This is a genomic window from Nonomuraea sp. NPDC052116, from assembly GCF_040680035.1.
GTDB classification, from domain to species: domain Bacteria; phylum Actinomycetota; class Actinomycetes; order Streptosporangiales; family Streptosporangiaceae; genus Nonomuraea; species Nonomuraea angiospora_A.
In genome coordinates, this window is record NZ_JBFAWA010000010.1 from 84,881 (window position 1) to 104,361 (window position 19,481).

Annotated in this window: 35 protein-coding genes; 3 read left to right on the forward strand and 32 right to left on the reverse strand. The window is 66.4% G+C overall.

Annotated elements, in window-relative coordinates:
- Position 1 precedes the first annotated feature (1 nt).
- Together AB0L65_RS20895 and AB0L65_RS20900 are read right to left on the reverse strand one after the other, a co-directional pair.
- The gene (locus AB0L65_RS20895) at positions 2 to 166 is read right to left on the reverse strand and encodes a hypothetical protein (RefSeq protein WP_364247786.1); all 165 of its coding nucleotides are present in this window, start codon (positions 164 to 166) and stop codon (positions 2 to 4) included.
- A gap of 110 nt (positions 167 to 276) precedes the next feature.
- Positions 277 to 606 (reverse strand): hypothetical protein, encoded by a 330-nt coding sequence (locus AB0L65_RS20900; RefSeq protein ID WP_364247789.1) that lies wholly within the window; start codon positions 604 to 606, stop codon positions 277 to 279.
- 299 nt (positions 607 to 905) lie between these two features.
- Here AB0L65_RS20900 and AB0L65_RS20905 point away from each other — a divergent pair, with 299 nt between their 5' ends.
- Complete coding sequence (locus tag AB0L65_RS20905; protein WP_364247792.1) at positions 906 to 1,136, forward strand: hypothetical protein; 231 nt, start codon at positions 906 to 908, stop codon at positions 1,134 to 1,136.
- Between the two features lie 26 nt (positions 1,137 to 1,162).
- Here the strand turns inward: AB0L65_RS20905 and AB0L65_RS20910 are convergent, their stop codons facing one another.
- From AB0L65_RS20910 to AB0L65_RS20925, 4 genes are all read right to left on the reverse strand, one after another.
- Positions 1,163 to 1,360, reverse strand: coding sequence for a DUF397 domain-containing protein (locus AB0L65_RS20910; RefSeq protein WP_364247795.1), 198 nt, complete (start codon positions 1,358 to 1,360; stop codon positions 1,163 to 1,165).
- Positions 1,354 to 2,205 carry a helix-turn-helix transcriptional regulator gene (locus AB0L65_RS20915; RefSeq protein ID WP_364247798.1) on the reverse strand — a complete coding sequence of 284 codons (852 nt, stop codon included), beginning with the start codon at positions 2,203 to 2,205 and terminating at the stop codon, positions 1,354 to 1,356. Before AB0L65_RS20915 ends, AB0L65_RS20910 begins: the two co-directional genes overlap by 7 nt.
- Before the next feature lie 65 nt (positions 2,206 to 2,270).
- Positions 2,271 to 2,987 (reverse strand): winged helix-turn-helix domain-containing protein, encoded by a 717-nt coding sequence (locus AB0L65_RS20920; protein WP_364247801.1) that lies wholly within the window; start codon positions 2,985 to 2,987, stop codon positions 2,271 to 2,273.
- A gap of 37 nt (positions 2,988 to 3,024) precedes the next feature.
- Entirely contained in the window at positions 3,025 to 3,492 is a 468-nt protein-coding gene (locus AB0L65_RS20925; protein WP_364247804.1) for a GntR family transcriptional regulator, read from the reverse strand.
- Positions 3,493 to 3,694: 202 nt separating this feature from the next.
- Between AB0L65_RS20925 and AB0L65_RS20930 the strand changes: the two genes are divergently transcribed.
- Positions 3,695 to 4,300, forward strand: coding sequence for a hypothetical protein (locus AB0L65_RS20930; protein ID WP_364247806.1), 606 nt, complete (start codon positions 3,695 to 3,697; stop codon positions 4,298 to 4,300).
- A gap of 131 nt (positions 4,301 to 4,431) precedes the next feature.
- On the opposite strand, the gene AB0L65_RS20935 is transcribed toward AB0L65_RS20930, so the two are convergent.
- Genes AB0L65_RS20935 through AB0L65_RS20950 form a run of 4 tightly spaced genes read right to left on the reverse strand, consistent with a single transcriptional unit; the run spans position 4,432 to position 5,975 of the window.
- Positions 4,432 to 4,908 carry a hypothetical protein gene (locus AB0L65_RS20935; RefSeq protein WP_364247809.1) on the reverse strand — a complete coding sequence of 159 codons (477 nt, stop codon included), beginning with the start codon at positions 4,906 to 4,908 and terminating at the stop codon, positions 4,432 to 4,434.
- Positions 4,905 to 5,384, reverse strand: a complete 480-nt coding sequence (locus AB0L65_RS20940) for a transcriptional regulator (protein ID WP_364247812.1) — start codon at positions 5,382 to 5,384, stop codon at positions 4,905 to 4,907. Before AB0L65_RS20940 ends, AB0L65_RS20935 begins: the two co-directional genes overlap by 4 nt.
- Entirely contained in the window at positions 5,384 to 5,581 is a 198-nt protein-coding gene (locus tag AB0L65_RS20945) for a hypothetical protein (RefSeq protein WP_364247815.1), read from the reverse strand. Before AB0L65_RS20945 ends, AB0L65_RS20940 begins: the two co-directional genes overlap by 1 nt.
- A gap of 13 nt (positions 5,582 to 5,594) precedes the next feature.
- The gene (locus AB0L65_RS20950) at positions 5,595 to 5,975 is read right to left on the reverse strand and encodes a hypothetical protein (protein WP_364247817.1); all 381 of its coding nucleotides are present in this window, start codon (positions 5,973 to 5,975) and stop codon (positions 5,595 to 5,597) included.
- A gap of 424 nt (positions 5,976 to 6,399) precedes the next feature.
- Between AB0L65_RS20950 and AB0L65_RS20955 the strand changes: the two genes are divergently transcribed.
- On the forward strand, positions 6,400 to 6,720 hold the full coding sequence (locus tag AB0L65_RS20955; protein ID WP_364247820.1) for a hypothetical protein: 321 nt from the start codon (positions 6,400 to 6,402) through the stop codon (positions 6,718 to 6,720).
- 61 nt (positions 6,721 to 6,781) lie between these two features.
- On the opposite strand, the gene AB0L65_RS20960 is transcribed toward AB0L65_RS20955, so the two are convergent.
- From AB0L65_RS20960 to AB0L65_RS21065, 22 genes are all read right to left on the reverse strand, one after another.
- Entirely contained in the window at positions 6,782 to 7,501 is a 720-nt protein-coding gene (locus AB0L65_RS20960; RefSeq protein WP_364247823.1) for a hypothetical protein, read from the reverse strand.
- On the reverse strand, positions 7,498 to 7,800 hold the full coding sequence (locus AB0L65_RS20965; RefSeq protein WP_364247826.1) for a PadR family transcriptional regulator: 303 nt from the start codon (positions 7,798 to 7,800) through the stop codon (positions 7,498 to 7,500). The genes AB0L65_RS20960 and AB0L65_RS20965 overlap by 4 nt, the downstream gene beginning before the upstream one ends.
- Before the next feature lie 191 nt (positions 7,801 to 7,991).
- A complete protein-coding gene (locus tag AB0L65_RS20970; RefSeq protein ID WP_364247828.1) occupies positions 7,992 to 8,300 on the reverse strand; it encodes an HU family DNA-binding protein in 309 nt (102 codons plus the stop codon).
- Between the two features lie 58 nt (positions 8,301 to 8,358).
- Entirely contained in the window at positions 8,359 to 8,910 is a 552-nt protein-coding gene (locus AB0L65_RS20975; protein WP_364247830.1) for a DUF6349 family protein, read from the reverse strand.
- A gap of 11 nt (positions 8,911 to 8,921) precedes the next feature.
- The gene (locus tag AB0L65_RS20980; RefSeq protein WP_364247833.1) at positions 8,922 to 9,371 is read right to left on the reverse strand and encodes a hypothetical protein; all 450 of its coding nucleotides are present in this window, start codon (positions 9,369 to 9,371) and stop codon (positions 8,922 to 8,924) included.
- A gap of 16 nt (positions 9,372 to 9,387) precedes the next feature.
- Positions 9,388 to 9,579, reverse strand: coding sequence for a hypothetical protein (locus AB0L65_RS20985; RefSeq protein WP_364247836.1), 192 nt, complete (start codon positions 9,577 to 9,579; stop codon positions 9,388 to 9,390).
- Positions 9,580 to 9,662: 83 nt separating this feature from the next.
- The gene (locus AB0L65_RS20990) at positions 9,663 to 11,558 is read right to left on the reverse strand and encodes a DNA cytosine methyltransferase (RefSeq protein ID WP_364247839.1); all 1,896 of its coding nucleotides are present in this window, start codon (positions 11,556 to 11,558) and stop codon (positions 9,663 to 9,665) included.
- Entirely contained in the window at positions 11,546 to 11,881 is a 336-nt protein-coding gene (locus tag AB0L65_RS20995; protein WP_364247842.1) for a hypothetical protein, read from the reverse strand. Before AB0L65_RS20995 ends, AB0L65_RS20990 begins: the two co-directional genes overlap by 13 nt.
- A 100-nt stretch (positions 11,882 to 11,981) precedes the next feature.
- Positions 11,982 to 13,640, reverse strand: coding sequence for a DUF3560 domain-containing protein (locus tag AB0L65_RS21000; RefSeq protein ID WP_364247845.1), 1,659 nt, complete (start codon positions 13,638 to 13,640; stop codon positions 11,982 to 11,984).
- Positions 13,640 to 14,287, reverse strand: a complete 648-nt coding sequence (locus tag AB0L65_RS21005) for a hypothetical protein (RefSeq protein WP_364247848.1) — start codon at positions 14,285 to 14,287, stop codon at positions 13,640 to 13,642. Before AB0L65_RS21005 ends, AB0L65_RS21000 begins: the two co-directional genes overlap by 1 nt.
- Positions 14,288 to 14,381: 94 nt before the next feature.
- Positions 14,382 to 14,882: a hypothetical protein gene (locus AB0L65_RS21010; protein WP_364247851.1), complete on the reverse strand. Its 501-nt coding sequence runs from the start codon at positions 14,880 to 14,882 to the stop codon at positions 14,382 to 14,384.
- Positions 14,870 to 15,298: a hypothetical protein gene (locus AB0L65_RS21015; RefSeq protein WP_364247853.1), complete on the reverse strand. Its 429-nt coding sequence runs from the start codon at positions 15,296 to 15,298 to the stop codon at positions 14,870 to 14,872. Before AB0L65_RS21015 ends, AB0L65_RS21010 begins: the two co-directional genes overlap by 13 nt.
- Entirely contained in the window at positions 15,295 to 15,936 is a 642-nt protein-coding gene (locus AB0L65_RS21020; protein ID WP_364247856.1) for a hypothetical protein, read from the reverse strand. The genes AB0L65_RS21015 and AB0L65_RS21020 overlap by 4 nt, the downstream gene beginning before the upstream one ends.
- Positions 15,929 to 16,237: a hypothetical protein gene (locus AB0L65_RS21025; RefSeq protein ID WP_364247859.1), complete on the reverse strand. Its 309-nt coding sequence runs from the start codon at positions 16,235 to 16,237 to the stop codon at positions 15,929 to 15,931. Before AB0L65_RS21025 ends, AB0L65_RS21020 begins: the two co-directional genes overlap by 8 nt.
- Entirely contained in the window at positions 16,234 to 16,431 is a 198-nt protein-coding gene (locus AB0L65_RS21030) for a hypothetical protein (RefSeq protein ID WP_364247862.1), read from the reverse strand. Before AB0L65_RS21030 ends, AB0L65_RS21025 begins: the two co-directional genes overlap by 4 nt.
- On the reverse strand, positions 16,428 to 16,568 hold the full coding sequence (locus AB0L65_RS21035; protein WP_357740826.1) for a hypothetical protein: 141 nt from the start codon (positions 16,566 to 16,568) through the stop codon (positions 16,428 to 16,430). Before AB0L65_RS21035 ends, AB0L65_RS21030 begins: the two co-directional genes overlap by 4 nt.
- Complete coding sequence (locus AB0L65_RS21040) at positions 16,565 to 16,849, reverse strand: hypothetical protein (RefSeq protein WP_364247866.1); 285 nt, start codon at positions 16,847 to 16,849, stop codon at positions 16,565 to 16,567. Before AB0L65_RS21040 ends, AB0L65_RS21035 begins: the two co-directional genes overlap by 4 nt.
- Positions 16,850 to 17,007: 158 nt before the next feature.
- Entirely contained in the window at positions 17,008 to 17,280 is a 273-nt protein-coding gene (locus AB0L65_RS21045; protein WP_364247869.1) for a hypothetical protein, read from the reverse strand.
- A 13-nt stretch (positions 17,281 to 17,293) separates the two neighbouring features.
- A complete protein-coding gene (locus AB0L65_RS21050; protein ID WP_364247872.1) occupies positions 17,294 to 17,572 on the reverse strand; it encodes a hypothetical protein in 279 nt (92 codons plus the stop codon).
- Positions 17,573 to 17,577: 5 nt separating this feature from the next.
- Positions 17,578 to 17,835 (reverse strand): hypothetical protein, encoded by a 258-nt coding sequence (locus AB0L65_RS21055; protein WP_357740837.1) that lies wholly within the window; start codon positions 17,833 to 17,835, stop codon positions 17,578 to 17,580.
- On the reverse strand, positions 17,832 to 18,368 hold the full coding sequence (locus tag AB0L65_RS21060; RefSeq protein WP_364247874.1) for a hypothetical protein: 537 nt from the start codon (positions 18,366 to 18,368) through the stop codon (positions 17,832 to 17,834). Before AB0L65_RS21060 ends, AB0L65_RS21055 begins: the two co-directional genes overlap by 4 nt.
- 83 nt (positions 18,369 to 18,451) lie before the next feature.
- Positions 18,452 to 19,339 carry a hypothetical protein gene (locus AB0L65_RS21065; RefSeq protein ID WP_364247877.1) on the reverse strand — a complete coding sequence of 296 codons (888 nt, stop codon included), beginning with the start codon at positions 19,337 to 19,339 and terminating at the stop codon, positions 18,452 to 18,454.
- Positions 19,340 to 19,481: the final 142 nt, after the last annotated feature.

Consider the following 19,481-nt stretch of genomic DNA (forward strand, 5'->3'; position numbering starts at 1 on the left):
GCTATTCGATACCTGCGGCGTGCAAGGCGGCCTCCTCCATCACCGTGGCCGCCCACTGAGCGTGCTCCTGTCCGTCCCGGTAAGCGCGCCGGTAGGCCATCACGGCGCGGGTAAGCGTGATGGCCATGGTCGTGACCAGTGCGGCAACAACCACCCAGACGAGCACTACCGATGTCGTGACCCCGGAGGCGGCCGTAGCCGTCACGGCAGCCGCCACGGATGTGGCGACTGCAATGACGGCCAGGGCTGCGTGACGTTTGAAACTTGGCCCCAATCTCACCAGCCACCCGAATCGGAGTTCGTGGTGTTGCCGGGGGCGGTCGTCACCGTGGTCGTGCTGATTGTGTCAGTGACGGTTGTGATGATGGTCTTGCTGCCGTCAGGGTGGGTGACCGTCTGCGCAGTCTCCGTGTGCGTCTTGACGGTGCCGGGCCTGGGCGCTGGCGACGTGGTGCTGCTGGCGCTCGGGGTTGTCTCCTGCGCGGAGTCCGCAGCGGACGGCGTGGGTGACGGCACAGGCTCAGCTTGAGCCGACGCGGTAACGGAGATGGCGAACAGGGGGGCGATAGCGATGGCAGCCAGCATGGCGCGAATGCGCGTGGTCATTGGTCACTTTCTGTGAGATGGGTCGGTGAAGACGACGCGTGCGATCGCCCGGAGAGCGGTTTCCACCCGGAGGACGTTACGCATTGTGCACGCCGCGAGGAACTATGTAAATATGCCGATACTGGCGTGTCCAGAACTATTCGTGACGTTTTGGCGACATGACACTTTGTTGTCAGTCAAGCCGAACATCTGATAACGATCATGCATCGTGCGAGCACACGGGCATATCGCGACACGATCGCGACTAGCGTACGTTGACAGAGCGCCAATTTACGGATCGATCGATTAGGGGAAGTCGCATGACTGGACGACGCATCGCCCAGATCCTTACCGCAGCAGGCGGCATCAGCTATGCCTTGCTGGTCATCGACATGGCGCGCCAGAGCCCCAGCCCAGCTTTCATTGCCCTCGTGACCACGTTTGGCCTGGTCAGCACTATCGCGACGGCCCTGTTCGGACGCTTCCGGGTTGAGCGAGACTTGGCATACAGCAGAGGGCTACACAGTGTTACGGAAACACTGCGTAATTAGAATGTAGTTCGAATGTAGAGGAGCCGCTACTTGCTCCACTCGGGCAAGTCGAACACGCCACGCTGGGCACCACGGACGAACTCCCGCCACTCCTGGTCTGTGAACCATACCGTCGCCTCGCCAGGTCTCTTGCTGTTGCGCAACTCGATACGGTCGGCGTCGACGCGGCGCGCCTCGGCACAGTCGCCGGATTCGGACGCGGTGATCCACTGGTTGCTCAGCACGTGACGCCTCTCCTGATGCGCATGATCAGATCCGCAGATTCATCGGCGGGCAGCGCCAGCTCATGGAAGTAGCAGAAGCGCCGCTTGAACTCCGCAACTCTCGGACCCTGGTCGATTATGCCCCCGGTGCCCGCTTCGATGAACAGCGTCTCCCCGAAGCCGGGGAGCGCGAGCAGGATGAACCCGCTGGCCAGGCCGACTCCTGCCTCCTGGGGAACGATCTGGATGGTGATGTTCGGCCGCCGCGTGTCGAGCACGAGCTTGTCGAGCTGCTGGACCATCACCTCGGGTCCGCCGACCCGCTGATGCAACGCCTGCTCTCCGATGAGGGCGTGCACGTGCAGCGGATCGGCGCAGGAAGTGATCCACTGGCGGGCGATCCGTGCGCGGACTTTCAGCGTCAGCAGGGCCTCGTCGGGCTCCGGCATGCCTGCGGTGATGACAGCGCGGGCGTACGCCTCAGTCTGGAGCTGGCCCGGTATGAGTAGCGGGTGCCAGTGCTGGATCAGCGACGCTTCGGTTTCCCACATCACGTACTCGACCAGGCCGCCCAGGCCGCGCTTGTGCTTTTCCCAGGGTGGCGTGATGCGTCCGGTGCGCAGGAGGTCCTGGCACTTGGAGCGGACTGCGGAGTTGTCCACCTCGTACAGGTCGAGGAGCCGGTTGATGTCGCCGGCGGTGGCGTAGCTGTTGGCGCCGCGTTCCAGGCGTGAAACCTTGGACGGGCTCCACTTCAGTCGAGCGGCGACCTGGCTGCAGGTGAGGCCAGCGGCGTCGCGTAGGCCGGTCAGCGTACGGCCGAGCTGCAGTAGCCGTAGAGGCGGGCTGATCCGGGAGTCAGGCATGCCCTGGATTCTCTCGCGAAGTGTCTCCGTTCGGCGACGCCCCTGGCCACATTCGTCCGCGACTTTCACATTTTAGGCCAATTGCCAGGTTTGTTAACAAATGTGCCTTTCTGTGGCACGGTGTACGCCCAGCCCTGCTCCCTCAACGACGCCACGGCCGCCCGCACCGTCAGCTTCGACACTTCGTACTGCCGTTCCATCTCCGCTTCGGACGGCAGCATCTCGTCCGCGCTGAACTCCCCCGCCTGAATGCGCTCGGCAACCGCGGCCGCCACCATCTCCGTCAGGGTGGGCGGACGCCGGCGCGGCGCACTCTCGGGGCCGACGAACCGGCCCTCACGGCCACGCGAGTAGATCAGCCCTTCCTTACGCAGAGTCCGAAGACTCGATCGGATCAGCGCGGACGACACCCCATAGGTTTCCATCAGCTCGCTCTCACGAGGGAGCTGGTCCCCCGGTTTCAAGCGGCCGGATGCAATCCCCTCACGGATGTCGGCCAGCAACCGCTGAGACGAGGGCATCGGGGGCTGCGACTGACCATCCTGGCTAGCGACGAACGTCCCGACTCCGGGCACCGTCGCCACCACGCCCTCCTCCCGGAGCTGACGCAGCGCCGAGCGCACCGCCGCTCGGCCAACGCCATGCTCCACTTGCATCTCGGGCTCGGTCGGCAACCGGTCGCCCTGCTTCCACCGGAGCGCCTTGATGTCGTCGCGGACCGCCGCGGCGACGCGCCGGCCTGGAGACTCCGCGCCCGTACCGCGCTCGGGAGGGTTGATCATGCACCCACGCTACCGTGAGCGGGCGATGAGATTAGACCTATTCAGAAGGAGTGTGGGGGTACGTGCCGCGTCCCGCGACGGTGTAGATCAGGCCACGCTCCCGCAGGAGCGCCAAAGCCCGCCGCACTGTGCCCTTGGCTACGTCGTACTCCTGCGCGAGCTGCGTCTCCGACGGCAACGGCATGTCCTGCTGGAAGTCGCCGGCCTCGACCTTCGCCGCCAGGTCGTCGGCGATCGTCTGGAACACCCATCCCGAGCGGGCCTCGCGCGGGGCCTTCTCAGGGCCGACGAACGAGCCTTCGCCTCTGATCGTGTAGATGACACCCGCCTCGCGCAGCTCCCGAATCGCGGTCCTGGCGGTGATCCGCGCAACGCCGAACTCCGACATCAGCTCCGCCTCAGACGGCACGATCGCGCCCGGCCGTAGCTCCCCGCCGTCGATCCGCTTGCGCAGAACTTCGGCGAGCTGGCGGTAGAGCGGAACGGGCCCGCGTGGATTGAGCACGGCCGAACGCTAGATGTCCTGGTACATGCTTCTATCGGCGACTACATGTCTTTGTCAGTTCTAATACAAGTCCTATACCGATTGGCATATCTCTTATTACTGTGAGCGTATGCAACACACGTCCTCGCGAACACCTGCTACCTACGGATCACACGATCCTCCGCCGCATAGCCCGAAGCAGGGTTACACCGTCGTCCCGTATGTGATCGCCTACACCAACGAGTTGGTTGCAGATCGGATCAGCTTCGAGCCGCATGCGGGCAAACTGCGTCTGACCTACGAGAACGCCAATGCCGGCGATTGGGTCAGACGTCCATCGGCCAAGGCGTGGGAACCCGGCATCCTCAGCGCCCGCGTTCACGATCTACGCGATAGTCCGGCCCGCCGCGGCCCAGAACGCATGCGGATGCTGCACGTGCGTCGGCAATGGCTGTGCATGGACAAGCTGCTGTGCCAGGTGTGCGCCCGTCCGGCGACCGACCCTCGAACTGGCCTTATCCCGTGGCTGCTACCGGAGACTGCTTTCGAGCGTACCGGCCTGAAGACCGGACGCACCCACGCGCCGCCGACGTGCTGGGACTGCATCCCCAAGGCGACGGAGGAATGGCTCCAAGGCGTCGACCTCTGCACCGTGGCAGGAGTCAGGCCGGCCGGTGTCCTGGCCGACCTGTACCGCCCTGGTGTCCTTCGCGCTCTCGTGTCGACCATGCGCAACGTGTTCGTCGCCTGGGACGACTACCAGCACCACCGCTACGCGCTGGCCACGTCCCAGGTGGTCGAGCTGCAAGGCATACGGTCAGTGCTCTAGACAGCCCGGTTCCTGGGCGTGTTGCCGCCATAGTCCCTCGGGAGCCGGGCGTATGCAGGAGGCCCCAACCGGTCGGTGATCCGGTTGGGGCCTCCTCGCGCGATACATGCAGATTCGATCGCGGCAGCAATCTACCTCAGGCGTTTCACCTTGCGGCGCCGCTGCGACAGAATGCGCTCCCCGTCGTCGAGGACCTCGAAGGCCGCGAGATAGCCGCCGTCGTTCTCATCGATGAGCGAGGCGGCGTAGTCGATTCGGCACGGCAGGCACCGCACCGGGAACTCCTCGTGAACCTCCATGGGCAGCTTCGCGTGCCGATCGCAGCAGGGCATCTCGGCCCACACACAGCCGCGGCCATTCTCGGTGTAGCGGTGTACGTACACCCCGGCCACCAGCTCGTTGAGGATGCCCTCCCGGGTCGGCCCGATCAGCTTTGGCGTGGGCCCCTTCTCCCAGCCGTTCACCTCCTTCAGCGTGATCTCCCAACCGGCAGCGTCGAGCACGTCCTCGATCTGCCCGATCAGGCCCTCGGCGTGGTCGAGGTCCAAGGCGAGTTGCACGGGGTCTGTCAGCAGTTCGACCAGCGCCGACCGATAGCCGGTACTCATTCGGCCCCCTCGGCGATGATCAGCGCGGCAGCCCACAGCATCGTCTTGTGGAACGCCTGGTCGAGCATGAAGCGGCCGGTGCCGACCGTCTTGTTGTCGTCGCGGCCGGGCCTAGGTAGGCCAAGGCGGAAGTAGCCTCCCTTGCCGACCAGGTCGGCGACAGCTTCGAGCGTGTACCGGCGGTCGGCCCAGTAGTGGGTGGCGGCGTCGAGCGCGAGCGCTGCGGCGGTACGGCCGGGCCGCAGTTTCAGGCCGAGCACCTTGCAGGTGATGGCGAGCACGACGACCTTGGTGGCGGTGACGCCAGCGACGTGGCGGGCACAGGCGAGCTGTCCGGCGTGCTGCTGCTCTCCCTGGCCACCTTTGGTCTCTGCTTGGTGATCGGTCTGCATCCAGTGGTCGCCGATCTCGTGGGCGGCACTGAGCGCGGCCAGCGCGGCAGCGAAGGCGGCGGTGCGCTTCAAGTGGTCGGGCACTAGTTCTCCTCCTGATCGAGCGCGGCCTGCAGGGAGCGCTTCAGCTTCTCGGCCTGGTCGAGGCTCATGTCGCTGAGGCTGCCGTCGAGAGTGCGGCCGCCGGGCAATGGGTCGATGTGGATCACGGGGCTGTTGTCGGTGCGGGAGACCGCCACGGGGCTTCCGGCGACGGTGTACTCGTACGGTTCGTCTTGCATGGGTGGCGGCTCCTTAGCGTCCGTGACGGGAAGATCTCGATCCGCCCCGGATACGTACCTTGCGCTCCTCTTCGGGAGTCAGGGCGATGGCGGACAAGGTGGTGACGCCCTCGGCGAGAGCGCGAGAGATGCGGTGCCACCCGTCGATCGGCATCTCCATGCCGGGTTGGCCAGTGCTGGGGTCTGGCAGGGGCGCCAGCAGAACGGGCTCGGTGAGATCCACGGTGGCGGCGTGGTTTTCATCGATGGACACGAAGCGGAGGAGGTCGGCCCAGTCGTCGACGTTGATGTGGCGGTTCGGCTGACGGCCTTCGATGAGTTCGAGCGCGGCTGTGACGTCCCAGACGAAGGCGAGGGCCTCGAAGATCTGCCGCTCGGTGGGGGCGTTGGACATGTGATCCCTTCTTCGTAAGCGTGTCTGCTTACGCTGTTGCGCTGTGAGCGTTGCTGTGGTGCACGCTGAGCGCCTTTGGTGAGAGCTCTGAAGCCTGACCACTAATAAATGTGTTTATGCGTATAGAAGACGTCCTAGACCGTCTTCGGAACTCGTCAAGACAGGTGCCAGGGCACGCGACAAATTCGGTGTGGCGCAATACGGTGAGGTCAACACCAGCCAGCCACACGCCACGGAGCACGCCACCATGCCGCCCCGCAAGAGGCCCGACCCTAGCAACGTTGCTTTCATCGAGGCAGACGAAGAAACGTCAGCGGAACCGCCAACGCCTCGACGCACCTCCGCGCCTGCACGAGGTCGCGTCGCGACGTGGACCAGTCTGCACAGCACAGGAACCCGCGTCGATGAAGCCACCGATAGCCGCATGACGAAGGCACACAAGCAGACTGGCAAGGGGGTAAGGGATATCTGGGAAGAGGCGATCAACGCCTACTGCGACAAGCTCGGCATCCCGGAGGAGATGCCTGAGGACGCCGAGCTGAAGATCCCGACGCCGAAGAAAAACAACATGGGCGGCGGCAAGCTGGTCATGGTGCGCCTGGAACGGAACACGCGAGCGCGTCTCGTCGAGGGCTGCCTGCGCGAGGACCTCGGCGGCCGGCCGTTCATCTCGGATGCGCTGAACGACTACTTCGACGATCTGGGAATCCCCAGGCCGAAGGAGACAGAGCCACCGCCGTCCTGACCGAATCGAAAGGCCGCTCCGCGCGGGCGGCTTTTCGGCGTGTCCGGCGTGCGGAATCTCTCTATGGACGTGTGTCTGTGCGTCTCACCTGCACATTCCAGCGCTTGCGTAACCACTCGACCAGGCCGAAGAAGCCAACCCCGCTCAGGATTACGAATACGACGGCCGCACCGGGGCCAGTGTCCGCAGCGGTCTCCAGCCCTCCCCAGAGCAAAAGCCCCAGCAGCGGGACCCACGTGCGTACCTGGGAGCGCAGCATCCAGCACAGATAGGCCACGCACGGGGTAGCAGCACGTCGTACCCACCAGGACACACGCGAGTGCAGACCGGCGTAGAGGAGGCCGGCGGCGTAGCGGAGAACTTGCCCGCGCCCATTCTCTGCAGCAACTTGGAGGAGCGCCTCTTTCCACTCCTCACCTCGCTCCGGTTCTACGGCTAAGTTCGCTCCCCAGTCACAGAGTCGCCAAGAGGCGAGTGATGGCCTGCCTATTGTTGCCCTCCTGGTGGATACCCGAAGGCCCCCCGTTCGCTGCAACGCGGCCCGGTATTCGTTCAAGCCTGGGTCGCTGCCACTCCGTACCACAATCTCCCGCTCCAGGGCCAAAGCAGCCTCAATTACATGATCGGGCAGCGGGTCGTCTATCTGCGTCAGCGCCCTCGTCGCATTTTCGAGCGCTCCCTCGATGTCGTCGTCCGCCAGGCACTCCCACGCCCGGCCGAATGTCATGAGCACCGTGTCACCGTCGGGAACTCCGTCGTACTCGCCGGGAACATCGGTCACTGTGCCCACCTCGGCCGAGCGCTTGGGGCGGTCGCCTCCACTGCTTGAATTGCCGAGACTCCTTCACCGGTCAGTTCGTACATGCGGCGCCGAGGGCCCCGGGTGTCGTCTTCGGCCCAGTACGCGCGGACCCAGCCGACGCGTTCGAGTCGCGTGAGGATGGGATAGACGGTTCCCGGGCCGAGGCCGGTGACCTTGCAAATCTCCAAGCCGTAGGTGGCGTCATTGCGGGAGGTGGCGGCCTGAAGTGTCTCCAGCACGTCCCGGGTGGTTCGTGTCATACGGATGGGTGACCCCATGGCAGCTCCGGTATCGTCCTCGATCTATATCGAGATAGCGTACTCCGTCAACGCGCCGCCACGTGGTGCAGTTCCCAGGACCCAGTAGCAACTCGGCGACCCAGCCCGGCCGCCGCGTCCGCGCTTGTCTCAGCAACAACGAAGGGCGCGAACCGAGACCTACAGCCCGCGCCCCTCACCAGCGTCAGCGGCTACGCCTCCCGAGCGGCCACCTGTCGCTTGAATTCCGTGCCAGGCCGGAACTTGACGACCCACTTGGCCTCAACGGGAACCCGCTCGCCCGTCTGCGGGTTGCGCGCGTCGCGCCCCGCCTGCTTGACGGGCTCGAACTTGCCCCAGCCGGTGACCTGCACCGTGTGACCATCCGCAACCTGCTCCTGGATGTAGTCGAGCACGCCGCTCACATACCGCTCGGCGATCCTTCGGCTAGGTGCACCGGCCCGGTCGATGACGGCGTCGATGATGTCGCTCTTCGTCCTGACGTTCTTCTCAGCATCCATGGGTTCTCCCCTGATCGTTGTTATTAATGGGCAGCGTAGATGTTTGTCAGCGTTACCGCTAACGAAGTTGGTCGAGCAGTGAATCTTGAACAGCCGTGGACACCACTTCCTTCTTCGGCCGTTGGTGCGGGGACGCCATGTCATAGCCGCCCCCAGGGGCGCGCATCGCCCAGTGCAGCCCGTTGCTCTCCTCGCGCATGGTGATGATGGGGCCGCCTCGCTGGAACCACCCTGGCGGGTACGCCTTCGCCACGTTCTCCAGCCACCGTTGACGATCGCCGTACGGCGGGGACGGCAGCACGGAAGGCATGCCGCGCCAGCCGGGGAAGGAATGATCGTGCGCGTCCTCGATCGCGTCGTTGAGTCGCCTCCGGTCCTGGCCTTCCCAGTCGCACCCGAGGCAGGCGCCGCGGCGCTGCCGCTTGCCCTCCGGCGTCCGACGGGCCAGCACGGTCGGCTGATGCTCCTCGGTCTCCTCGACCTGATCCCCGCGGCCCCGGCCCCAGCCTGGCTGGTTGATCTGGATGCACCAGACGCCCTGCCTTTCGTCGTGTGGCAGGCCCTGCCAGTAGGCATGCCTTGCGACCGCACCGCGCGGCCCCTCGGTCATCGCCGCTCCCTTCACGGTTGTGTCGCCTGCCCTGCCAACCGCCAGCGGGTGACGGGCAGAAGAACGCTGTCATCACGCAGACCCGGCACCGCCCGAACGAGGCCCTCGCTCTCCATCCTGCGCAGCGTCGCGTTAAGTGCAGAGCCGTCGTATTCATCGCCGTACTTGAGCTCGTTGCCGTACCTGATATGGAGCACCCGCGCCAGCTCAGTGGACGTGAACAGCGATCGCGGGTAACGCTGGAGGTGCTCCAGGACCTGCGGCATGAACTCGTGGTACCGGATGGTGCGACGCGATCGGCCTTCCAGATCGACCAGATACCGCTGGATCGTCCGCTCGGTCACGCGTAGCCGCGCAGCTAGGGCCGGGATGCTGTCCTCTTGCTCAAGCAGCTCGCAGAAGGCGCGGAACCGGATCTTCTTGTCCTTGCGCATTTGCGGCACCTTGGCGGCAGGCGTCACCGCTGCACCTCCTTGATCATCGCGGCGGCCAGCCCTTGCTGTTGATCGCTCGGGGGTCGATCACGCGGACGATCGTGCCGACCGGGATCTTCCGGCCTCGGTAGGAGGCGGCGAATCCAGGCGTGGAGTCGTACCAGCCGAGATCGTGGCGCCCCTCGTGGATGGGACGGATGTACGGGCTATCCCAGTCGGGCTCTCGCTTGGGCATGTGATGTCTCCTTGAGGGGATGGGCCCGCCCCAGATCCGGGGGCGGGCATGATCGTAAGCGATGCCGCTTACGGAGACTCGCGTTAGGCGATGAGGGCGTAGTCGTGGGCGAACCGGTCGAACTCGACGCCGAGCATCGCCTCGATCACGGCGCACGCCAGGATCTCGGCCATGGGCGGCGGGACCGCGTTGCCGATGAGCTTGACCTTGTGCCGCTGGCTGTTGGCGATGAACCGGTAGTCGTCGTCGAACGACTGGGCCCGCCGCAGCTCGTGCAGCTTGAGCATCCGGAACAGGATCGGGGACACGTCGATCGCGTCCGGGGTGATCTCACCTGTGCTGGCCATGAGCGCCCAACGATCCCGCGTCGGCAGGGTGCCCACTGGTTCGGTTGTCCGCGTGGTCCCGCCGTTGCCGTAGTAGGCCATGAGGAGCGACCGCAGGCCCTCGGGTACGGCGACGAGCGACTGATGGCCCGTCGACGTGATGGTGCGCGCGGGCTCGCCGGTGCTGGTGCAGTGTTCCTTTCCGTCACCCTTGCTGCCGTTGTTGCGCATTAGGAACGCAGGCGGCATCCAGTCGGGGTGAACGCCGAGCCCGTGATGGAAGCCGCCGGCCGTGACCGCGTGCGCGGGGTCCTCGAACGCGGGCCGCGACTTGAACTCGTCGCCACCGCCACGGAACGGGAACACGAGCGGCTGCATGTCCGGCTTCGACACGAGCGCGTGATTGGAGCCGTCCGCGACAAGCGTCGCCGTGGGGTCCGTGGACGGGTCGAACGTCCGCACACGGTCGGAGCGGAACAGGCTGAGGAACGAGTCCGGAGGGAACGCCACGGCGTCCTCCAGCCGGGTGGTGCTCGTCCGCTTAGGGTCGGCCGCCGACCGCGCCATCTTGCCGTCACGCCCTTCGCACGGGACGACGAGCGCCTGCGACTCTCGTGTGGTCAGCGTTCGGGCCGGGTCGACCACGCTCGTCGGGTCGTCGTTCCACGTGCCGCCGGCGGGCGACAGGAACGGCGTGATCCAGTGCTTGATCACGCCCGCGCGGACGCGGTCGAGCGTCTTCGGTGCCAGGCCCTCCGGCTTGTCCTTCGTCTTCTTGCGGGAGCCGATGGGCGTGCCGAGGTCGGTCCAGTCGATAGTGGCGGCCGCGGGCAGCACCGGGGGCTGGACCACCTGGTTGCCGCACGACGGCTGCGGGCAGACGTACAGGTATTGTCCGTGCTTGCCGTAGGCGCCCATGTCTTGGCCGGGCGTCTTCCACGCCTGCCGCGCCTGGATCCAGCCCTCGTGCTTCGGGCAGTAGGCGTACGGGTCGAACCACTTGGAGTAGTTCGGGACGCGGCCGACGCTCTCGTGAATGCCCGACACCAGCAGCCGGTCTCGTGACTGCGGCGTGAGCGATGTGGTACGGCCTTGGGCGTGCATGGCGTTGAGCGCGTGCACCTGGATGATGTAGCCGAGCTTCCGCAGCTCGTGGACCCAGCGGTCCCAATGGACCCACAGGCGGGCTTGGATCACGTTCTCCACGCCGAAGCCGAGCACCGGTCGGCCGTACTTCTCCTGGCAGAAGCGCAGGTAAGTGACGACCTCCTCCATCAGCGCCCGCGACCTGACCCCGGCCTTGTCGTCCTCGGTCATGTCGTCGAGGTCCCACAAGGCCATCTGGTTCTCTTTGTCGAACCACCGCTTGTCGCCCCGGGCCGTGGAGAAGCGAGGACACGCAGGGCTGGCCCAGAAGAAGGTGGCGTACGGGAACTTCTCGATCGCGTCCGGATTCTGCACATCGCCGAGCCAGAAGTCGACGCCCTGGTGGTTCTCCATGTACGTCCACTTGGCGGGCTCGAAGTGGTTCGCGCCGAAGATCAGCTCTGTGCCGGGGACACGGCGCATGCCATCGCCGGAGCCTCCTGCTCCGGCGAACATCTCGGCGACGGTGACGGTGTCGATGCCCTTGTGCCGGATCAGCGTGCCCACGAAGCCTCCGACCTGGACTGTTCGGAGGCTGCGGCCTTGGTGGCGCGGGTCTGCGCGACGGCCTTGGCCAGCTTGCCCTTCGTAGGCATCGGGAACCCGCTCATCTCCGGGGCCGGTTCATAGATCCAGCGGTAGACGACCGGGCCGGCAGGCGTCATGATCACCTCGTGGCCTCGGGGAGACGTCCACAGCGTGGACCAGGGCTGGTCGGTGATCACGTGGTCGGTGACCTCGGGCTGGTGGGGCGTCTTTACGTCGTCCATCGCCATCGCGTTGTGGTTCGCCGCTTCAGGGAACGGCAGAGGTGGCGCGTCGCCGAACATGGTTTCTCCGTAGGTAGTGAAGGAAATGGCCCTGCCTCGGGCGAGGCGGGGCCGTACGATTGCGCAGCGGCGCGAGCCCGTTAGCGTCGGGCTCGCGCTGCTACTCCTCGGGCGCGGGGATGAGCACGAGGACGGTGCGGACGTCCGTGCCGGAGGTGGCGAACGCGTTGTCGGGAAGCGGCGCGATGTGACCGCCGCGCTTCCACACCAGGTCGCAGAACGCGAGGGTGTGCTTGTCCTGGCGGTGGGTCACGCCAGAGCTCATCACCGCGGCCAGCAGTCCGCCCGGCTTCAGGAACCGCAGTGCGTGCATGACGTGCTGGATGTCCTGGCCCTTGGAGAATGGCGGATTCATCAGCACCCGATCGAACTTCGCCGGGTACTGGTCGGGCGTCACCTCCAGGAAGTCTCCTGTCGTCAAGCCGATGATCCCGGCCACGTCGAGCAGGTTCTGCGACAGCACCGGGTACCGTTCGACGCAGTGGACTTCACAGCCCTCGGCCGCTGCCGCCTTGGCCAGCGCGCCGTTCCCCGCCGAGGGCTCCAGCACGATCATGCTCGGCTCCAGCTCGGCCGCATCCAGTACCCGTTCGACCACGGCGGGCGGCGAGAAGAACGCGTCTGAGTCGCGCGGCACCTCCAGGATGGCCGCCGCTATCTTCGCCGTGAGCTCGTCCACGTTCACCTTGGCAACCTGGACCTTGCGCGGCGCGGGCGCCGGGCTCGGGGGCGGAGTCGTCACGGAGACAGCGGACGGAGGCTCGGCTGCCGGGACGCTCATGTCCTCGTGGGGGCACTCCACCGACAGGATCTTGGAGAACTCAACCTTGTCCGGCCACGAGTATCCCGACTCGACGGCAACGGTCTTCTTGTTGACCTTCAGCACCGAGCGCTTCCGTCCACGTACCCAGTACTCGACCAGGTCGCCGACGTGCACGTTGTCCGGCCCCCACTCGATCCAGCCTGCGGCCTTCGCGAGCTCGAGTTGTGCCCGGTCGTACTCCAGTTGGTCTTCAAGCTGGGCGCGGCGGGCGATCAGCCGTTCGCGGTGGTCACCGGACGCGGGCTCGTGCTTATCGATGAAGTACGGGTTGCCGTGGTGGTCAAGGTGGCGGCGGGTGTAGCCGGCCAGGTCCCGGTCGATCCGCTTGATCTCGTTGACGGCGTTGTCGATCCTGCGTTTCGTCACGCTGGGCTTGGCCGAGTAGCGCATGTTGGCCCCGACCGCCGAGGCACGACCCGCGATCTCCTGCGCTGTCTTGTCCTCCCGGACGGACTTGCCCATCGCGGCGTGCATCCGCTTCTGGTCGGCCTCATACCTCCGCTGGGAGTGGTGGCCAAGGATCTTGGGCTGGCCACCCGCGAACCGCTCGCTGATCTGGTCTGCCCGGTCATGCGCGGCTGCCGCAGCGCTGGCATGCCGGTTGGCCTTGGTTTCCAGCGCGTCGCGGCGGTCTTCGAGCCGTTCGGCCTTGTCTTCCAGGACCTGGGCGCGGTCGCGCGGGGTGTCGTCGATCTCGACGGTGACCTCGAACCCGGCTGCGCGCAGGGCCTTCGCTGCGGCGTTGATAGCCCACCGGTCGGCTACCTGGTCCCGCGAGTGGCGCAGCCCGATGCACGGCAGCCCTTGCCTGGCCATCGACGGGAAGTAGCGGAAGTTGCCGTTCTCCCACTTCTTGACGATCTCGTAGACGCCGTCGCCCTTGCGGGTGCCGTAGATGAGCGTGCCGTCCTCGTGCGTGTGCTTGATAGTGATCACTACTCGCCGTCCTCGCTCTCGCTGTCGTCGAGGTCGGCCGGGTAGAACCCGACGTCGTCCTTCAGCACCTGGTCGAGGAGTTCGAGGACCTCATCGCGGGTCGGCGCCGGGCCGCGCACGATTTCGTAGACGGCGCACGAGTCGGGGCAGCGCAGGCCGGGATGGGTGCCGCACTCTGGGCATGGCTTGTTCTTGGGCGTGGTGTCGCGCACGTCGAACACCCGCTCCGACGTGAACCCGGTCCAAGCGCCCGCGTCGATCTCCTCGGTCTCGCCGGTCTTGGGGTCGTCGAACTCCTCGACGCGCTTGCCGCCTCGCCGGCGGGCGATGATCCGCATCGGCTCGGCGGTCTCCAGGACCGCGCGGTTCTCCTTCGCCCAGAAGAACGCGCTCTTGACCCGGGTCGCGGACGGGTTCTGCCCCAGCAGCGCCAGGGTGTTGCGCAGGGTACGGTGCGCCTGGACGCGGGCCGCGTACTCGCGGAACGCGTCGATCAGCTCAGGGTGCTCGGCCAGTGCGCGGGCGGCCTTGACGACCGCGTCGTTGGCGATCGCCTTGTCGAGATCCTTGCGCTCGCGCCATGCCTGCTTGTCGCCGGGGTTCCAACCGGAACGGGGACGCCTGCGGCGGCCCTTGGTGGTGGTCATCGCGTGGATTGCCTTTCTCTGGTGATAAGGGAAGTGGCCGGGCCCGCGATGGGGCTCGGCCGCTTCGTTAGCGTTTATGCTTACGGAATTTGATCTACTGAGGCGGGATGGGGGTGGGCAGCCCGAGCTTGGCGTTGCTCGGGCCGAGGATGTAGGGCACGCCGAGCTTGGCGGCGCGTGCGATCGCGGTCTCTCCGTCCACAGCCCACTCTCGGATCCGCCACCGGCCGCGCTGCAGATCCACCAGCGCGTATTCGCCGTAGCGGCGGTCGGATTCGGTGCCGCCCGACATGATCGGTCCCATCGGCCGGTAGCGGCGGGTGCCGTCCGGCAGGATCACGTAGTGCGCGGCGTGCGGCTGGCAGCGGTTACATCCAGTCGGAGCGCCACGGTCGAGGACGCACAGCTCCCGGAAGGTGCCGACCTGCTCGTAGCCTCGCCCGAGCTCCACCAGATCGGGGCATCCAGGCACGTGCAGCAGCTTCCGGCCCTGCTCGTTGGATGTGACGCGCCAGGTGTGCGAGCCGTCCGGGTCCTGGTAGTGGGCGCTGTTCAGCAGGGTCAGCGTGAACTTGAGCGGCTTCAGCGGGCGCATGACGCCTCCTGCAGACGGGTGGCGAACGTGGTGTACGGGTCGGCGTGGCCGCCCAGGTCATAGGCGACGCGCAGCCGCACCTTGCCGGGCCGGCCCGGGTCACTTCCCGCCTCGACGTAGATGTTGATGACGGTGCCGACGCGCTCGCCGACCGCAGCTCGGTCGCCGATGCGGAAGGCGCTCATCGCGGCTCGGTCGCCCCGCACGTAACGCGCGATGTCGCGCCGGTCGAGGTGCTGGAAGCCCTCCATTCCTGGCTTGCGGATCTGCGCGAACGCTGGGGCGCTGCCGTCGAACGCCACCTGGACGATCCACTCGTCGCGATCCAGGATCAGCATCCGGCCGCCCGTATGCGGCTCGGCGGTGATGGTCCACTCATCCCGCTGGCCGCGGGCCTCTAACGTGTGCGGGTTCATTGGTCTCCTTCCGGTTGGATGATCGTCATGTGCTTTGATCGGGCGTGCCGCCCCACTGGGTCCTCCGGGTGAACCGCCAACTCGACGAGGCAGCCGGGGCCACGCATCGCGCTGCGCTCGATGTAATGCGCGGCCTTCAACGCCTCGTTGTCCGGGTGTGGGTTGCCGAGCTCGACGAACTGCCACACGACGACCTGGCCGGTCGTCTCGTACCGGATGTGCACCTCGGCGCCGATCTTCAGGTCACACCACCGGGTGTCGTCGTCCGGCATAACATCGTCGTCGCGGTAGAGCCGGGGGTCGCGGGGGCCGTAGAAGTCGTTCCACACCGCTTCGACCTCGGCCGCGGCCAGCTCGAACAGGCGCGGCCGCGCGGCCGCCTGGGCATCGCGTCGGGCCTGGTCCTCGTCGCGGCGCGCGATGGTGAGCGCCTGCTTGGCCTTGTCGTACGACTTCTCGGCGCGCTGGCGCGCTTCGGCAGTGCCGTGGAAGCCGTTCTCCTTGGCGTCGCGCCGCTGCGTCTCGACAAGGTGTCGCTCGGCGGACTCGAGCATCTGCTGCGGGTGGCGCATGTCACGCGCCACCAACAGGTAGGCGTCGAGCGTGTCGTCGCCGGTGGCGACGAGCTGGTCACGCATCCTTCTTGATCTCCCATCCGTGCGGGGTGATGTGCTTGATGAGGGCGCGGATGTCGTTGGCACCCTCGGCCTTGCGGGTCTTGTGCGGCTGGTCCTGCGGGTGCCACGTGATCGAGACGCGCAGCGCCCGCCCCTTCCACTTGGACACGTACATCACGCCGAACCACCGGGTTCCGGGCTGGTCCAGGACGAGCTCCCACGACGCGCCGTGCGCAGCGTTGGGCACCTTGACGGTGAACCCGGCCTCCTCCAGGCGGTCGATGATCTGACTGGCCACACGGTTGGGCTGGAACGCGGTCATGTGATGCTCCCTTCGAGCAGGTTGGGGGTGTAGCCGGGGATCAGCTCGGCGTCCTCGTCGCACAGCCGATATCGGTGCCCGTCGATGACCACCGCGGCGGCCACGAGCGGGACGCTGCATCCGGCCGCCATGCACGGGCCGTCCTCGTCCGCCCGCAGCCGGTCCCAGGCGATGCCCTCGGCCGGCCCGGTCACAGGCCCGGGTCGGCGTCGGAGATCCCGTCGTCGAACCATTCGCTCGGGTCCTGCATGAGCACGCAGTCGGGGTCGCAGTCCTGGTCGGCGGCAGCGCCGCACATAGGGCACGGCTCGGTGGTGAGATAAATGTTCACAGGGCCCCGGCCTCCTCCAGCCGCGCGTACGAGGCCGTCCGGCTGGTGTTGAACTCCTCCTGCGTGGCGACCTCGCGGCAGAACTTGCACCTGTAGCGGCGCGGGGTGGCGACGGGGGTCTCCTTCACGACCAGCACGACACCGTGCAGGCAGATGCCCATCCGATCGCAGGCGGCGTACAGCGCGTCGCCCGTGGCGTTCAGTTCAGCCTGTTCCAGGTCGGCGTCACGTTGGGCGGACTCGATCGCCTCGGCCTCGGCGCCGAAATCGTCGTCGAACATGTGCAACTCCCATCGAGAAGTGTGGAGTGGTGGTGCAGGTGCGGAATTCCTGTCGGTCCGGTGCGTTACCGTGGGAGACCTGTGGTTCTCTATGGCGTTGAGAACTGGCTTGGTGATAGGTGGCCGGACCCATGTGGCGTGGGTCCGGCCTTCGCCATTCAGGACGTGGGGAACGTCAGCTCGCGAGCGTCGATGACGGTCTCGCCGCAGCCGCCGCACCAGTAGTAGCCACGCCAGGCGGGGTTCTCCTCGCCGTTGGTGTAGGTGTCGTTGGCGAGCAGTTCGCCGGTCTGGGTACAGGGGTGGAACCCGCCGGTTTCGGCGATGTTGCCGCAGCCGCAGATAAACGAGTGGTCGGGCCAGAGGAATACCTGACCGGGCGACGGAACCAGGTCGTGACCTGGCACGGGAATTGGAATGGCGATCTTCAAGATGACCTCCTGGTCAGGCGGGAAGGACCCGCACGCTGTAGTGGTTGATGCGGTCGATCCACACGCCCGCGGGCAGACTCAGTTCGGGCACTTCGGGCCCGTACTCCAGCGCTCCCCCGAAGGGGACGGCGTACGTCCAGCCGTCCGGCCCGTACTCCCAGGCGATGACGCGGCCGGCGCCGTCGTCCCAGTCGGTGTCCATGAGCTGCGGCCCGTAGTCGGGCTGAGCGTCGAACACCGTGGCGATCAGGTCTCGCACTTGCTCGGCGGCCTCGTCGGTGAGAATGCTCATCGACGTCACCCGACTTGGCACGCGATCAGCGCGTCGAGCAGCGGCATGTCGTACGCCATCGCCTTGTAGACCGCCTCGTTGGCCATCCCGCGGCCCCAGCCCTCTTCGTGGAGGACCTTGATCAGGGCGTCGCGCACGTCACCGTAGGCGCCGCCGCACTGAACGGCCAACCGCTGGTTGTCGGCCTGGTTGAGCAGTCGCAGCGTCTCCAGCAGGTGCTCAGCGATGGCTCGGGTGCTGGTGTCCATCGTCGGCGCGGTCACAGCTGACCGTCCATCTCGGCGACGGCCTGGTGGATGCCGATGCCGCTGGTGAGCGCATGGTCGATGGCCTCCTGCGCCAGCTTCACGCCCACGGACTGAGTGCGCAGCAGCGACACCAGCGCGACCTTCAGGTCCGAGTACGCGCGGCTGAAGTGCTCCCCGGACTCCACGCGCAGCGCGGCCGCCTTGCGCAACCCGTCGAGCAAGTGATCGGCCAGCTCGATCGGGCACAGCCGCTCGTCGCCGGGCTCGTCGAAGCTGGCAGCCACGGAGCGGATGAACTCGTTGTGGTGCTTGGGACGCAGATCGTCGAACTCGGCGTCGGGGCGGTAGCCGTCGAGCATGTCGTAGATGTGCGCGGCGTAGTCGCGGACGCCGTCGCGGGTATTGCGGTAGAGGCCATCGGACCAGGGGTCGAGCTTGTGCGCGGTGTGCGTCCACGCGATGGCATCCAGGGCCTTGGTGATGGAGCCGCCGCGGGCGGCCAGGCAGGCTTCGGCGGCCTGAGTGGTGCCGGGGATCTGGTCGAGCATCGTATGTTTCCTTCCGGATAAGGCGAAGCCCCGCCGGTGGGCGGGGCTTCGCATTCTGTTATCGGTGCCGCTTACGGAATTGGCTAGCCAGCGAGGTGGGCGAGCAGCGCAGCGCTTTCTTCGGTGGTGAGGTCGTCGTACGTGAGCCCGTCCAGGTCGTGGCTGGTGTTGGCCTCGACCCAGCCCTGCGCCTGCTCGATCACCTCGTTGAAGGCGATGAGAAGGGCGTGGTCGCGGGCGCTCGGAGTTTCAGGGGTGGGCGCGGTGGTGTCGGGCCGGATCAGCTTCGCGGCGCGCGCGGAGATGATGCGTCCGATCTTCACGGTGGTGGTCGCCTGCCCGTCCCGCTCGGCCTGCGCGTAGAGGTCGCCGTTGAATAGGTCGTGCTCGACGGCGCGGCCGATGTGGCCGCCGACCCCGATCCAGTCGAGTTCCGGATCGGTTGGTTCTACGGCGCGCTCGTCGAAGATCCCGTTCAGGACGTCCCACGCTTTGTCCCGGCAGGCGCCGAACGGAATGAACGGATGGTGTGTGTCGAGCAGTTCGGATGCGATGGACCAGGCAATGGCGCCGAGCACATCCTGCTTGTCGGCAGTGGCTGCGCTGGCGTTGGCTGCGATCTCGGCCGGCCCGGGGATGATGCCGGGGCGGATGCGTGACAGTTCGTCCGTGAAGCGTGTGTTCGGCAGCCAGAGGTGGGGCTCGTCGTGGCTCGATCCGAACACGTGGCGACTCATGCTGATGGCGAAGTCGTCTCCCTCGACCTTCGCGGCGGCGTCGATGAAGAGGGTCGTCAACTCGTGGCGGTCGAGGGCGACGCCGGGGAAGGTGATGCGGATGGAGGGGTTGCCCTCAGCCGGGATGGTGGAGGTGATGGCGTGGGCGGGGGTCTCCTGCATGGCGTCGAGGATGCGGTTGAGGGTCTGTCGGTCGAGGGGGCGGGCCTGGTCGGTCGCCGTGGTGTCGCTCATGCGGTTCTGCCTTCGATGTTTTGGCTGGTCGGTGCGTTTTCGATCTCTATTGGTGCTGTGAGGACCTTAGCAGAATCAACGAATGTCTGCATACCTATCCAATAGGAGTCAGAACATGTGATCATTTGCGCAGCTCAGAAGC